This window comes from Lachnospira intestinalis (genome assembly GCF_040095895.1).
Taxonomy (GTDB): domain Bacteria; phylum Bacillota; class Clostridia; order Lachnospirales; family Lachnospiraceae; genus Lachnospira; species Lachnospira intestinalis.
Genome location: NZ_JBBMFS010000014.1, coordinates 21406 through 36725, shown reverse-complemented (window position 1 = coordinate 36725; position 15320 = coordinate 21406). Strand labels below are relative to the sequence as shown.

Here is a 15320-nt window from a genome sequence, read left to right as displayed (position 1 = left end):
TCATTTCTAAAACTGTGCATACATAAATTCCGTTGAACTGCTTACATAGCCAAACGGTGCTGTTGCAAATATCAGTATCAGATAAACTGCCCAGCGCACAACAAGCGGACGTTCCGCCACGAAATCGCGCAGCGACATCCCTTTTTCCTTCATCACACTGCTTATAAACAAAATGATTGTCGCCACAATCAGAATCGTCCAGTCTCTTTTTATCAGTCCCAGCTTATAAAGACTTCCGTCTGTTAAAATGCCGATTTTAAAATTGATAAATACGGCGCGCATTGCATAAAAGGCAGTTGTCGCCGTTGCACACGCATCAAAGAGCCAGCCGATATTGACTAAAATAAACGTTCTGAATATCTGAAATGTCTTCCAGCCCCGGCTTTCCGTATTCACATGACAGACTGCTGCCCATTTTGCGTAATATGGCTTTAACAGGTTACTTGCCGCAATAATCAGTCCGTTGTACAATCCGTAAATAATATACTTCCATGCCGCACCGTGCCATACGCCGACTACAAAGAAAATCAGCAGATTGGCGGCACAAATCGGCAGAATCTTACCGGTCTTTTTACCAAAAACTTTCTTGGCTTTCTTACCGAATGCCAGCATTTTTTTAGAAATGGAAAACGGATAAAAAATGTAATCCTTCATCCACGTTCCCAGTGTAATATGCCATCTGCGCCAGAATTCCCCGATTGATTTTGAAAAATACGGCTGGCGGAAGTTCTCGTCCAGACGGATTCCAAACAGTTCGGAAACACCAATAACCACATCAATACCGCCGGAAAAATCGCAGTATTCATAAATGGAGAATGTGAGCAGTGCCACAATCACATACATACCCGAATATGTATTCAAGTCGGCAAATACGGCTTTTGAAAAGACGTATGCGCGGTCTGCTAAAATCAGCTTTTTTGCCAGTCCCCATGCAATCCGCTGTGCACCGTACTCAATATTTTTCAGATTAAAATCGTGCGGCTCAAACAGTTGCGGTGCAAGGCGGTCATAACGTCCAATCGGTCCCTGTAAAAGCTGCGGCAGATATGCCGTAAACAGCGCCAGCCGGAAAATATTAGTTTCCGGTTCATATTTTTTCTGATAAACATCTATCACGTAACTCATTGTCTGGAATGTATAAAAAGAAATTCCAAGCGGCATCACAATTGAAAGCTTTCCAAGCGGAAATGCCTGATGAAATACCGAAAACAATGAAGTCAGATTCAGTATTGTAAAATTGACATACTTTAAAAAGACAAGAATTCCGAAATTGGAAACCAGCCCGAATATCAGCCATCTGCGCCGCATAAGCTTTTCTTTCTGTGCAGCCATCAGCCTTGTAATACAGTAGCTTGTAATAATCGTAAACAAAATATAGCCCATATAACGGATTCCGTAAGTGGCATAAAAGCCGAAGCTGACAAAAAGCAGCAGCTCCCACTGATATTTTTTCGGAATCAGATAATACAGGCACGCCGTCAGCGCCATCGCCATAAAAAATCCTGCTGAAATAAACGACATTTTTTCTTCTCCGTTTTTATTAAATTCCTTTTGCTAAAAAACATTCCCCGCTTTGCTGATTTTAGCACATTTACAGACATTGCACAACGGATTAATGGGAAAAAGCCGCTTGACTATTTAAATTTTCACGTTTAATATGGTAGAGTATCACATACAGCAAAAATGCGGCATAAAATGCCTGCGGAATGGAGATTACATGAAAAAATTATTCGAGCAGATTGTAAAGTTCGGAATTGTCGGTGCAATCGCTTTTGTCATTGACTATGCCGTGCTTTTTGTGCTGGTTCAGTTCTTACATATGGATTCAATCATTGCGGCAACGATTTCCTTTACGGTATCCGTTATTTTTAACTATCTTGCCAGCATGAAATATGTATTTGTAGGCAGAGCCGACCAGTCCAAACAGACCCAGTTTATTATTTTTATCGTATTAAGCGTTATTGGTCTTGGTATCAACGATGGTATCATGTGGATTTTAAACGGTATCTTATCTCCGTTTATCCCGACCTACTACTACCTGGTTTCAAAAATCGTGGCAACGGCGATTGTTATGGTATGGAACTTTGTTTCAAGAAAGATTTTCCTTGAAGAAAAGAATCAGGGAAATGAAAATGCGGCATAACGGCACAAAAGCAAATCCGGGACGGGATAAAATTCTCTGTCTTTGTATTGCCGCCCGCATGGATATTAACGAAATCCGCCGCGCATTGGAAATTTCCAATTGTGCAATCCTTTACGCCAGAAACACGCCCCCAATATCCGCTCACCCACACTCTCACAGCCATGAACATGACACCACCGAAGTTAAGTAACACGTTGAGGTGGGGTCATGTTCATGGCTACTGTCAAGTAACACGTTGAGGTAGGGGCATGTTCATGGCTACCGTCAGGTAACGGTGAAGTGGGGACATGTCCAAGGAAGCTTTTATTCTGCCATCATCTTCTCTGTAGACCATATCTCTACTTCATAATGATTTGCCTTATTGTAACGCTTTCTTAAATTCTTTAACTGCTTTAAGTATTCCATCGTTACTTTACCTGATAACTTGGATTCACCTTCGGTTCTCTGCTGGAACTTGTACGGAATCTCTACAACCTTCTTGTATGTACCCATTGCAAGAACTTCCACCATAATCTTCCATCCAATCGGCTGTAAGTCGGCATTTTCAATAACCTCGCGGCGGAACATGAACAGACCGCTTGTCGGGTCTGAAATCTTTCGCAGGCACGGTAACATAAACTGACCGATTTTACGGGCTGTACCGGATACAAACTTTCTGTACCAGTTGAGTCCGCCGTCATCGCCGCCCGGAATCAGACGGCTCGGAATACAGAAGTCTGCACCGCTTTCCATTGCCTTATACATATATTTTAAAACGATTGGCGGATGCTGTAAATCCGCATCCATGCATGCCATATATTCGCCCTTTGCAAGGGAAAATCCTTTTAATACGGCAGTTGCCAGTCCTGTTTCACCGGTTCTGTGTTCCATGCGTACAGCCGGAAAATCCTTTGCAACTTCCATAATAACCTGTGGTGTATCATCTTTACTGTCGTCTACAAAAACGATTTCATAAGGAATTCCTTTTAATGCATCATCAATCTGTGTTACAAGATTTCTGATATTCTTTCCTTCATTAAATGTTGGTACCACTACTGATAACATAATTTTCTCCTTCAAATCTATCCTGATGTGTTTTTATTTTTCGATGTTTCGACTTGTGTATTATAATACCTTTATTACAATCTGACAAGTTTTTCACATAAATTTCTTATTTTATTGTCCGCCCCAGTATCCGAGTTCGACACCTTTTTCATAAATTCCCTTTGCTTTGGCATAGTAGCCATACGCATTAAAATGTGTCCAGTCTGCCCTGAGCTGTTGTGAAATCTCACCTCTTGTAAAGCCGTCAAGGTCTTCATCGGTTGCTTCCAGTCCGCAGTCACTTAATCCATTCTGAATCATATAGAGCCGCATGTTGATAAAATGATCCCCGTATGCCTTGGATAATGCCTGCTCCCACGGTGTTTCGCCCATGCCGATATAAATTTTATTCATATCCACGGACAGTTCCGGGTCATCGGTATCACCGACAATAATATAATATTTACAGCCTGTACCTTCCAAAATGGAATCATACTGCGCAATTAATTCATCATAGTCATTATACCAGCCTGCGTTACTGCCGATTTCCAGCACAAGAATGTCATCTTTACGCTCCACCGCCGCCAGTGTATAAACCGGTGTGCCTTCTTTAATATTCACATCTGTGCCGTATAAAATCTGGCTTTCACCGTCATAAGAATTGGTTACATAATATTTTTCGCCGTTAATCACACAGATATTGGTCTGGTCTGACTGAAAATTATAACCGCTGTAATCTTCCATATAAACATTATCCCCGTCATATAAAGACTGCAGCTTAAATTCAGCAATGCCTGTCCCGTCAATGACAATATCACGGTCAACCACCATGGTAAGACCGCCTGCACGGGTCGCAATTTCTTTTGACGTTTCTCCGTTGACACCAAGGTTGTATGTTTTCAGCCCCGTAAACTGCGAAAGCATATCCGGTGCCGTGGCATAGCTGATATTTGTTGTAATGCCGTCCAGCGTAATAAACCCCGGTGTAGTCGCGCAGCCGTACATCATACTGTCACCCCAGCAGGAAATACTTCTCTTTACACCATCATACGGTACAGTTTCCGCTGTGATGGTTCTTTTTCTGGTTTCATGTGGTTTCTGATTTTCCGTCTGCATTGACGAACCGCCTGCAATTTCATTATCATTTTCCACAATGTCCCATATATTTTTGGATATCTTTTGTAATCGTGCCGGTGTTGTCTGTACTGTACCGCCATGTACCAGAACCTCTGAAGCAATCAGCAGTACCACAAAAACCGTTACGGAAAAACAGACAACAATTTTCTTTCTTACTTTCACAAATATCCCTCTTTTCTATTTACATTAACCAACAGTCTGAATTATACCACATAAACAGCAGCCATATCTGTGCAAATGCAAAAAATATCAGAATTGCCGTGCGTATTTTCGGACGTACGCTCTTTAAAATCTCATAAACGCCCATATATACGACAAAGCTGCCCACTGTAAAGCGGCAGGTGCTCATGACATGGGAGGTCAGCGGCACAAGCAGGGAAATGATTCCGAACACCGCCATGGAATAATATTTCCGGTAAAGCATATATCCATACACTGCAAAAATACCGATACAAAACCATCCCATATAGGTATATCGCGGTTCAATCTGTCCGGTGCACGCTTTCCATAAAACGCCCACAACCGGAAAATACGTATCTTCACGCCATGCAATCTGCACGTTTTTATAAGCCCACACATCGCCACAGAAAAAGCGCAGGAAGGTCATATAGCAGAATGCACCGAACGGACACAGCATAACCGCAAAAATGTGTTCCGGCAGTTTCAACATCTGCACGATGAAGCTTTTGATTTTTGCCCATGTGATAAGTTTTCCACCGTCCGCCGTCAAATCCAGATACATTTCCACAATCAGCGCAAATACAAGCAGGCAGCCTACAATTCTTGTCGCACTGGCAAATGCAGCGGCAAACCCTGCCCACAAGTACTTTTTTTTAGCTGCCGCATAGAAAAACAGCGCAATAAACAGCACAAACATCGCTTCTGTATACACAGAACCAAAGTAAAAAGAATAGGGACCTGCAAACATCAGAAGCGGAATCAAAAGATAGTCTTCACTCCTGCCACCACGCACCAGACTCATATATTTAACTGCTGTAAATGCAGCGATAAAAATACATACCGTTGATACCGTCATACCGACCCAGTACGTGTCCATTACACCGAAGGTCAGCATTTTCACAAACCGGCAGACCATCACATACATCGGGAAAAATGCCCAGTTTGCCTGTGGGTCCGTATCCAGCGGAAATGTATATCCGTTATCAATCATAAACTGGTACCGCTTGGCATCCCACTGGTTCATTAAAAATGCAATGGAACGGTCCGTTCCCATATACACGTTATAAATCACCATCAGCACCAGCATAAACAGGCGGGACATCAGCAGTATAAAAAACAGTTTTAAAATCAGCCGGAAATTTTCGTTTTCTCTATATATTTTAGCCAGTCTTTCCATATTTACCTCATTTCTAAGCGGTTTTGCCGCAAAGCTGTGATAAGAATTTCGCGCAGGCGGTTTCCCATCTGCCATCAGGGATATTTGTTCTTGCCCAAAATCAAAAATGGGACGCCTATCACGATTGGATGCCGCCCCATTTTATTATAAAATCTGCATAATTTTTAATATAATCTGGTACAGAAACGCCGGAACTGCAGCAATCACCGGTATTAAAAACATTGCAACGACTACTGCATTGAGCAGCTGAAGCCATACAAATACCGCACAATACTGAATCCATGCCGGAACATTGATTTTCTTAAAGTGGTCAATGACAAGGCATACAACCAGTATTAAAAGTGTAGCAAGCGTAATCAGCAGTCCTTCTTTTCTGCCCTGTGGTTCAAATTCCATGGTAATTGTATTTTCACCGGAGTGAATCTTTACCCCTGTAAAAAGTCCTGCGATTTCTTTTGCCTGCACCTGCTGCCCGTTGACGCTGACTTTCCAGTTTTTGCTGTAAACCACCGGTATCAACGCATAATTTTTCGTTGCCGAACCGTCAAGCTTAACAGTCAGTGAATCATTGGTATAAGATACATCGCATTTTGTATTTTCATACGCTCTGCACAACTTCTCCATCTTATCCATATCCAGCTGTGCAAAGCTGACTTCGCTGACTTTTAAATACCAAGGGTCATCGTATTCAATACGGATATCGATACTCTCATTGTCAAAACAGCCCAGATACAGCAGATTGTTGTTATAATCCGTAAAGTACGCTGTATTTTCCACATCACCCAGTGTCGGCACCGGCACTTCTTTGTCATTGACATAGACATGCATGGAGCTGATCAGCCATGATGCATTGGCATCACTGTTGCGGTTATTGATATCCACAATCTTTAAATACACTGCCGCATTGCCGCTTATCTGTGTATTATATTCCAGTACTGTATCACTCTTTTTTACAGAATACGACATACCCTTTACCAGCGGTTCCTTATCTCCCGAAAGTGCCGTATAGAACTTATTATGTAAGTCAACCCAGTCCACGCCCAAGTCTTCTGATGCAAAAGATGACGCTACGGTCATTGCAAACGGAAGCCGGTAATTGGCAGAATATAATTTATATCCTTCCTGCGGTGCTTCTTTACTGTCTATGTCGTAATCTGCATAACTTTTTTCCAGTGTATACAGCGCCGGGTCCAAGTCATTCTGATTGACGGCCTCCGTTACATGAAACAGTGCATTCGTAAAGACGGTTCCGCCGGAATCTAACAGCCACAGAAAATATTTTGAATATCCCCAGTTTTTTGCAAAAGTCTGTGTGTCACTCTCTAATGCCGCCGTAAAGCTTGACAGTGCGCCACGGCGCAGTATCAGCGGATAATTGGCATTCAGGCTGATGTCCGGATTGACAATACGGTCTGTTGCCGATTCTTCAATATCAAGTGCTTCATAGGCTTCATTGGCATACTGCACATAATCACCGACCTGGTACGCTTCATAGGTATAAAACTTCGGCGGACCAATCAGTGCAAATGCCCCTAAGAAAACTTCCACCGCAATCACGGCAAGCACGGATTTGACGTTAAATTCGTCCTTTTCTTCTTTGAGCTTTCTTAAATAAACGATAAACATCGTGATAAAGACTGCCACAAAAAAGATTGTCGCAAGAATCTCGTTATTCTGCGGAATCAGCAGATAACCGGCTGCATATACCAGGCACATTACCGCCGCAATCACAATCTGACATTTGATATACTTCTTCTCAAGCGGCATATCCGCAAACATTTTCTGTGCATAATACGCGCCCATGCAAAGCAGTGTAAATGCAATCAGGAAACCGTTTCTTAATGTATAGCCGTTGTAAGAGCCGAAGTGCCACATTAAATTGATGCCTTCCACAAACATCGGAAGCAGGGCAATTCCAAGCAGGCACGCCATGACACGGCACATTTTTTTATCTTCTTTATATTTCTTTAACCCGATAAGAATCACGGCAAGCACAAAGCTTAATCCGTACAGCATCATATAACGCTGGAATGCCGCCATAGAGCCGTCTGTGACAATCGCACCCTTAATCCAGCCAAGGTACTGCGATACAATACTGCCGCCCGCATTTCCTCTCTGTGAACCGGATAACTGCATAAATACCGGAATTAATACAAAGCAGGACAGTCCCATGCCCGCCGCCGTACCGATTCCTAAATTCCATGCGTGCTTTTTCCATTCTTTGCGCTCACACAGCAGTAAAATATAGACACCGCTGACTAAAAATACGTAAATAAGCGCCATTGCGCTTAAATAGTAATTAATGATAAAGCTTAATGCCACCATAAAGATGTAAAACAGCTTCTTTCCCGTTGTCAGCAGTCTGTCGAGTGCCAGCATCAACAGCGGAAACAGTGCAACAATGTCCATCCACGGTGTAAAGCAGGAGCCGTATAAAATGACGTATCCACAAAGCGAATACATCACGGCAAACGCTGTCTTTACCGGATAGAGCAGCTTCGGGAATTTGTGATTGAGCAATGCATACATTGCAACGGACATAAATACCATTTTTACTGCCGTCAGTATGGAAATGCTCTCTAAAATGAGGTTTCTCGGGACTAAATATAACAGCAGATTAAAAGGACTTAACATTGAAAAGGCTGAAATACTCATGGATACATTCGTTCCGAGTCCCGTATACCAGTCAAACCACAGCGATGCCTTTCCGTGCATGAAATCCCACAGATGTGCATACAGCGGCGCGACCTGCTGCATATTGTCAAAATAATCAATCCGGTTTCCGCCAAACGGCCAGATTCCTTTTAAAATCAGCGTAATTAATACAACTGCCAGGGTAATCGCCCCCGGGATACTGTATGGCTTTAATTTCTTTGCCAAAACGTTCACTTTCTCTTTCATATAACTCCTTTATTTTAAAGAATGGCACTGCTCCACAGACAGAATGTCACATTATCTGCCACAAAATGAATCGTGTCACATTCCTTTTCCTCAAGTTTTCCGATTTCAAATGTAAATGTTCCTGTACCCTGTATTTCTCCGATTTTTCTGTCGTTGCAGTAAACTTCGACCCTGCCGTTTCCCGCAAACTCCGTGACTTCACACTGATAGGAGGCATTCTCTGCCGTGCGGTTTAACACGTAGTAAAGATATGCGTCCTTTCCGCTGTTTGTACTGCCCTCGTACTGGTCTTCCTTCCAGCCTTTTCCCTTGCGGCGGCATACATTGATACTGCGCTCATTTCCGTCTTTATCTTTGAGTGTCGTACAATATTCTGTCGTTCCCGGTTCATAGGACAGTTTTCCGTAGCCCGGCCAGTCAGAAAGCTCATGGGTCAGATAATACATTCTGTATTCCAGTCCTACGTCCGGATTTTTACCCCACCACAATACCAGCAGGTAAAAACAGGCAAGTATTACCGCCCCTGCATAAAATGCTGCTTTTACGCTCTTTTTTTTCATCATTTTTAACACCTGTGTGCTTTTGCTTTTATAGTTTTCATTTTAAACATGCGTAACGATACAGGTTCCTGTTCCCTTTATTACAACCGAACGCTTGCCAGCGCTGATAAAGAAGCTTTCGCCTGCCTTGTACGGCATCGTCTTATTGCCGTCATCCGTTTCAATGGTTCCCTCACCGGAAATAAATAAAACAGACAGGAAAGATGTTTCATCCATGCCGATTTTGACTTCTGAATAAATGTCATATTTCAGGCATTCAAAATACTTGCACTGTACCAGACGTTCCAGTGTATAGGCATCGTTTTTCTCCAGAATCACTTCGCAGTTTTCATCCTTGACATAGGCTTTGGTATCGACAACGTCCAGTGCCTTTGCAACGTGCAGTTCACGCGGATTGCCGAACTTATCCCTTCTGTCGTAATCGTACATGCGGTATGTACTGTTGGAATTCTGCTGGATTTCACAGATTAAAATGCCCGCACCAATCGCATGGATTGTTCCTGCTTTTACCATAACGACATCGCCCGGCTTTACATCTATGCGGTTTAACACCTCTGTAATCGTATTGTTCGCAATACGTTCTTCAATCTCCTCTTTGGATACGTCCTTTGAAAGTCCGCAGTAAAGGTATGCACCCGGCTCACAGTCAATGACATACCACATCTCGTTCTTTCCGTATTCGCCTTCATTTTCCAGTGCATATTCATCATCAGGATGAATCTGGATTGATAATGCCTGCTTTGCATCAATAAATTTAATCAGTACCGGAAAACGATCCTGTGCCTGACACTTCCAGCCAAGCGCCTCTTTTCCGATAATGGACAGATAGTCATTAAAGAGCATGCCCTTATATCTGCCGTCTGCAATCCGGCTCTGTCCGTCCGGGTGTGCGGAAAGCTCCCAGCTTTCGCCGATAACATCATAATCACACTTTTTACCGAATACCGTGCGAAGCTTTGTGCCGCCCCACAAATTATCCTTAAACGCCGGATCTAACTTGACAACCGGCTCGTTAGCAGCTTTGACATAATTGTCCTCTGCCGTTCCGTCACTTTCCTGACTGTATATCTTTACCATATCGCTTTCGGATAAGATTTCACCGATACCGACTTCGATAATGACTACATTTTTATCGGTTTTATTCGCAACCTTATGCTTCATGCCAATCGGGACAAAAACACTTTCATACTTATGATAGTCTTTCGTTTCCGTTCCTAATGTAATCGTTGCCGTTCCTTCTACAACAGACCAATGCTCACTGCGCATTTCATGCTGATGCAGATTCATGCTCATGCCCGGAAATACCGTTACCTTTTTGACCTTGTAACCGTCTGAGGCATTAAGCAGTTCATGGATTCCCCATTCTCTGTAAGAAATCCGGTTATAATCAAAGTAATTTTCATACTTTTCTTTATTCTCGGAAATGATATTTTTAATGTCATCAACGCGTTCCTTGGAAGATACGTAAACAGCATCTTCGGTATTTACAACAACAACATCCTGAATATCATTTGTCACCACAAGCTGTCTGTCTGCACTGTTAATAACCATTACATCTTCACAGTGGTTTTTTAAGACATTTTCGCTGTGGGATACACTTGAATTTTCATCTAAGTCGCAGACATTCCCGACATCTTTCCAGCGGAATGCCGTTTCCACGACCTTCATATCCTTTAACTTTTCAAAAATCAGGCGCTCAATACTGCCTTGTGGAATGTCTTTCATGACTTTCTGCGAAAAACGCACGGTACGGCGGATTGCTGCCACCTTCCGCTTTGCCATCCGGCAGGTATCATAGAGTTCCGGACAAATTGCCCTCGCCGCATTGATTAAATCCCCTGCACGGTATAAAAACATACCGCTGTTCCATAAAAATCCATCGTCATAGCCAAAGCTCTCATCATCGTCCAGACGGATTTTTTCAATAAATTTAAGGACATTTTCCTCATCTCTTAACAGATATCCGAAATTGGAATTTTTCTTTGCCGGCTTTACACCAAGTGCAACAATACTGCCCTGTTTTGCAAGCTCCTTTGCCCGAATAATTGCATCCTTATATTCCTGCCCCTCAATCAGGTTGTCAGCCGTCACAACAAACACCAGTTCGGACTGGTTGCAGAACTGGCTGCCAAGCATAATTGCCGCAGCGGTTCCCTTTGGACTGCCTTCAAGTACAACACGATACTTGAGGCTCTGGAATGCTTTCATCTGACCGTTTACAATATTGCGGTAGCTTTCCTTTGTCACAATAATAAATTCATCGCAAAACGGCATATTTCTGACAACCGTTTCCTGCAATAAAGATCGTCCCTCTTTAATATTCATAAACTGCTTCGGATAATTTTTTCTTGAGAGCGGCCAAAGGCTGTCACCACTGCCTCCGGCAAGTATTACACACTTCATACAATCTCCAATCTGCTCAAAGCGTTATTCCTGTTCCGGCTTCTCCGGTTTGAAATTGAGTCGTTCTTCTTCCACTACCAGCGGTCTGTTCATCAGACGCTTGTTCATGCTTAAAATATATTCCCCAAGCAGTCCGATAAAGAACAGCTGGAGTGAACTGGTCAGGCTGACTAAAATAATCAGTGGAACCATACCTGCCTGGAATCTGTTCCAGTATATTAATTTCAGAATAAAATAAATAATTGCCACAATGACACTGAGTCCTGCGCAGGCAGCGCCTAAAAAGGTTGCAATACGCAGCCCGATTTTCGTATAAGACGTAAAGCTTAGCATTGCCGCATCATACAACGTATAAAAATTGTTATGGGTCTTGCCGGCACGTCTTTGTGCCTGTGTATATTCAATCTCCGTGCGCTTAAAGCCCAGCTCGCCGACAATGCCACGGATAAACGGAATCGGGTCCTTTAAATCGCGCAGAACCTGTACAAAGCTTTTATCATACAGTCCAAAGCCCGTAAAATGCTCAATCTGGTCTACGGAAGACATTTTCTTAATCATCTTGTAATAGCAAGAACGCAGGAAATACATCACCGGATTTTCCTTACTGCTGGTCTTTACTGCACAGACAATTTTATATCCTTTTTCCCACTCTGCAACAAGCCGCGGAATAACATCAATCGGGTCCTGGAAATCCGCACAGACCGGAATCGTACAGTCACCCTCGGTCTGTAAAATGCCGTAATACGGTGAATTAAACTGACCGAAATTCTTTGCATTAAAAATCGCTTTGATTTTTTTGTTATTCTCACAGAGTGCTCTTAACTTCACCCTTGTTGTATCTCTTGAATCGTTATCAATAAACAAAATTTCATAATCATACTGCGGGAGGTCTTTTTCAAACATCGCAATCAATGCCTCGCTTAACGGAACCACATTTTCTTCCTCGTTATAGCATGGCACCATAATACTAATCTTTTTCATCGCTTCTATTCCTTTATACGTAATTCTTCCTGCACCAGTCTACGGTTTTTTCAATTCCCTCCGCAAACGTTACACGCGGCGCAAAGCCTGTGTCTTTTTCCAGATCGGAAATATCTGCGCACAGATACATCACCTGCTTTTCCTGATAAGGAATTTCTCCAAATCCAATCTCTGCCCCCGGTGCTGCCGCATCACGGATTGCTTCGATGTATTCCCGAAGCGGTCTTGCCGTTCCACCGCCGATACAGTAAGTCTTACCGGACACGCCTTTTTCTCCGAGAAGATACATGGCATATCCTGCATCCGCGCTGTAAAGGTAATCCCACATCTGTTCTCCTGCGGTACACTGCGGCCGCCCGCCTTTCAGGAGACTGACAATCGTACTCATAACCATTGTCTTTGCTCCATCAAACGGTCCGTAAATGCTGAGGATCCTTGTCCAGATATGGCGGATTCCCTTCTGTTCACAAAGGATTTTTGTCATCTGACCTGTACAGAGCTTTGCAATCCCGTAGCCGTTTTCGGGAAATGCCGGTGTAGACGCATTTAAGCTGCCTTCCACCCGTCCGTATTCTGCCTGTGAGCCGGCGCCGACAAATGTCGTACAGCCCAGTGCAGCGGCAGCTTCTACGGCATCTAACGCATAACGGACATTTTCAAGCTGTCCGTAAGCGTTGTTACGGCTGTTGCCAAACGTCCCGTCCCAGCCAAAGTGGTAAAATACGTCTGCGTGTTCTATCTTTTCATGCAATGTTTTTAACTCTTTTAAATCACACGGCACAATGTGTACCAGCGGTGACTTTGGAATATTGTCTGTTCTTCTGGAATCCGGTCTTACAACTGCTTCCACTTCAATTCCGTGGCTTATTAGTTCTGCAATCAGTGCTGTTCCAATTGCACCGGTCGGTCCCGTAATAACTGCTCGTTTCAATTTCTTCTCCCTTATGAAATCGGCTTTATAATCATATTACTGTAAAATTCATCCCTGTCAAGGAACGGTGCTAAGTCTTCCAGCGGCGGCGATACGAGTGTACCGTCTTCTAACCGCTTTGTCGCTGACTTCGGTTCAAATTTCTGTTCGGTAGACACCATAATCTCACAGATTGCCGGTCCTTTAACTGCCAGCACCTTTGAAATGATTTCATCAAGCTGTGCATTGGTTTCACATCTAAAGAACGGATAACCGTAAGCCGGCGCTAATTTGCCCATATCCGGGAAGCTTAAATCGCCGCTTTCCGGTCCGATACCGACAAAATGCTTCTCAAACAGATTCGTCTGTGTCTGACGGATTGAATGATACCCCTGATTATTGATCACAAATATCTTTACCGGCATCTGATGATGGATAATCGTCTGTAATTCCTGAATATTCATCTGGATACTGCCGTCCCCTGTGACTAAAATCACATCTTTAATATCGTCATGCTTTAACGCTTCTCTGTTTAATGCAAGATTGCCGTGTTCTGCAACTACCGCACCGATTGCTGCCGGAAGGTCATATCCCATGGAAGCAATCGCAGAGTTGATAATAAAGCGCTGTCCTTTTTTAATGACATAAGCGTGGCTTCCGACTACACATGCTGAGCCGTTGCCGACAACCGTCACCTGTCCTTCTGACAGACGGCTGCTTAATTCTTTAATAAATGCATACACATTGGTATGCTTCGTGTCTTCATAATGTTTTTTCTGTACAACCGGATACTTTGCCTTCCATTCCTGACATCTTTCTACCCAGCTGCTCTCTTTAAATAACGGTGTATTTCCGGCTGCCTGTTCTGCCTCAAGGCGTGAAACCATTTTTGCAAGCAGTTCCTTTGCATCGCCCCATACCGGTAAATCCACATGCAGGGTCGGCTTCTTTAACTCAGCTTCATCCACATCATTGACAATGACATAGGCTTCTCTTGCCCATGTCTTCCAGTTATAGCCCACCTGACGGATACTTAAACGGTTGCCGCACGCAAAGACTAAGTCCGCGTTCTGTACGGCAAAGTTACCGGCACGGTCGCCCATAATGCCGCCGCGTCCCACATACAGCGGGTGTTCGTCTTCAATGGCATCAATGCTGTCCCAGCCTGTCGCTACCGGAATGCCAAGCAGTTCCACAACTTTGCGGAAATCTTCATATCCGCCGGAAATGCGGATACCGTTTCCCGCATAAAATACCGGACGCTTTGCACTGCGGATTTTATCGAGAATAAGGTCAACCGTTTCATCTGGAATTGCCGGTGCCTGCTCCGCTTCATATTCTGCCGGGTCAAACCCTTCCAGTTCTTCCGTTTCGATATAGCTTCCCTGAAAATTCACCGGAATATCAATCCAGCACGGACCCGGTCTGCCTGTCGTTGCAATATAATATGCCTTTTCAAGACAGTAACGGATACGCTTCGGATCTGTCACCATTTCGGCATATTTTGTCATCGCTGCCGCTGACTTTGTAATATCAAATTCCTGGTCGCCCATGGCGCGGAGCGCAAGTCCCGTACTTCTGGCTGTCGTGTCAAAACGCACCTGACCGGAAATAACAAGCATCGGAATCGAATCCAGAAAGCCTCCGACAACACCGGTCATTGCATTTGTACCGCCCGGTCCCGTTGTAACACAAAGTGCTGCAATCTTATTATGAATTCTTGCATAGCTTTCTGCCGCAATTGCACATGCCTGTTCATGATGATTGTATACACAGGTCAGTCCTTCCTGATGTCCCAGACTGTCATTTAAGTGCATTGCACCACCGCCTGTAACGGTAAAGGCATGGGTAATGCCGTGATCTACAAGAAACTGTGAAACATATGACGATAATTTTACTTTCATA

General features: G+C 43.6%; 11 protein-coding genes. 1 reads left to right on the top strand and 10 read right to left on the bottom strand.

Annotated elements, in window-relative coordinates; translation table 11 throughout:
* Nucleotides 1–6: 6 nt before the first annotated feature.
* Nucleotides 7–1521 carry an MBOAT family O-acyltransferase gene (locus tag WMO37_RS13095; protein ID WP_349155226.1) on the bottom strand — a complete coding sequence of 505 codons (1515 nt, stop codon included), beginning with the start codon at nucleotides 1519–1521 and terminating at the stop codon, nucleotides 7–9.
* Between the two features lie 196 nt (nucleotides 1522–1717).
* On the opposite strand from WMO37_RS13095, the gene WMO37_RS13090 reads away from it, so the two are divergent.
* Complete coding sequence (locus WMO37_RS13090; protein ID WP_022431742.1) at nucleotides 1718–2143, top strand: GtrA family protein; 426 nt, start codon at nucleotides 1718–1720, stop codon at nucleotides 2141–2143.
* A gap of 303 nt (nucleotides 2144–2446) precedes the next feature.
* Here the strand turns inward: WMO37_RS13090 and WMO37_RS13085 are convergent, their stop codons facing one another.
* From WMO37_RS13085 to WMO37_RS13045, 9 genes are all read right to left on the bottom strand, one after another.
* On the bottom strand, nucleotides 2447–3187 hold the full coding sequence (locus WMO37_RS13085; protein ID WP_022431741.1) for a polyprenol monophosphomannose synthase: 741 nt from the start codon (nucleotides 3185–3187) through the stop codon (nucleotides 2447–2449).
* A gap of 111 nt (nucleotides 3188–3298) precedes the next feature.
* Complete coding sequence (locus WMO37_RS13080) at nucleotides 3299–4465, bottom strand: hypothetical protein (protein WP_022431740.1); 1167 nt, start codon at nucleotides 4463–4465, stop codon at nucleotides 3299–3301.
* 19 nt (nucleotides 4466–4484) lie between these two features.
* Nucleotides 4485–5660: a putative hexosyltransferase gene (locus WMO37_RS13075; RefSeq protein ID WP_349155225.1), complete on the bottom strand. Its 1176-nt coding sequence runs from the start codon at nucleotides 5658–5660 to the stop codon at nucleotides 4485–4487.
* A gap of 144 nt (nucleotides 5661–5804) precedes the next feature.
* Nucleotides 5805–8561 carry a YfhO family protein gene (locus WMO37_RS13070; RefSeq protein WP_349155224.1) on the bottom strand — a complete coding sequence of 919 codons (2757 nt, stop codon included), beginning with the start codon at nucleotides 8559–8561 and terminating at the stop codon, nucleotides 5805–5807.
* Nucleotides 8562–8575: 14 nt separating this feature from the next.
* Complete coding sequence (locus WMO37_RS13065; RefSeq protein WP_022431737.1) at nucleotides 8576–9124, bottom strand: hypothetical protein; 549 nt, start codon at nucleotides 9122–9124, stop codon at nucleotides 8576–8578.
* A gap of 39 nt (nucleotides 9125–9163) precedes the next feature.
* The gene (locus WMO37_RS13060; protein ID WP_227089911.1) at nucleotides 9164–11524 is read right to left on the bottom strand and encodes a type I phosphomannose isomerase catalytic subunit; all 2361 of its coding nucleotides are present in this window, start codon (nucleotides 11522–11524) and stop codon (nucleotides 9164–9166) included.
* Nucleotides 11525–11548: 24 nt separating this feature from the next.
* Nucleotides 11549–12505 carry a glycosyltransferase family 2 protein gene (locus WMO37_RS13055; protein WP_022431735.1) on the bottom strand — a complete coding sequence of 319 codons (957 nt, stop codon included), beginning with the start codon at nucleotides 12503–12505 and terminating at the stop codon, nucleotides 11549–11551.
* Nucleotides 12506–12518: 13 nt separating this feature from the next.
* On the bottom strand, nucleotides 12519–13436 hold the full coding sequence (locus tag WMO37_RS13050) for an NAD-dependent epimerase/dehydratase family protein (RefSeq protein ID WP_227089909.1): 918 nt from the start codon (nucleotides 13434–13436) through the stop codon (nucleotides 12519–12521).
* Nucleotides 13437–13447: 11 nt separating this feature from the next.
* Complete coding sequence (locus tag WMO37_RS13045; RefSeq protein ID WP_349155223.1) at nucleotides 13448–15319, bottom strand: thiamine pyrophosphate-binding protein; 1872 nt, start codon at nucleotides 15317–15319, stop codon at nucleotides 13448–13450.
* Nucleotide 15320 lies beyond the last annotated feature (1 nt).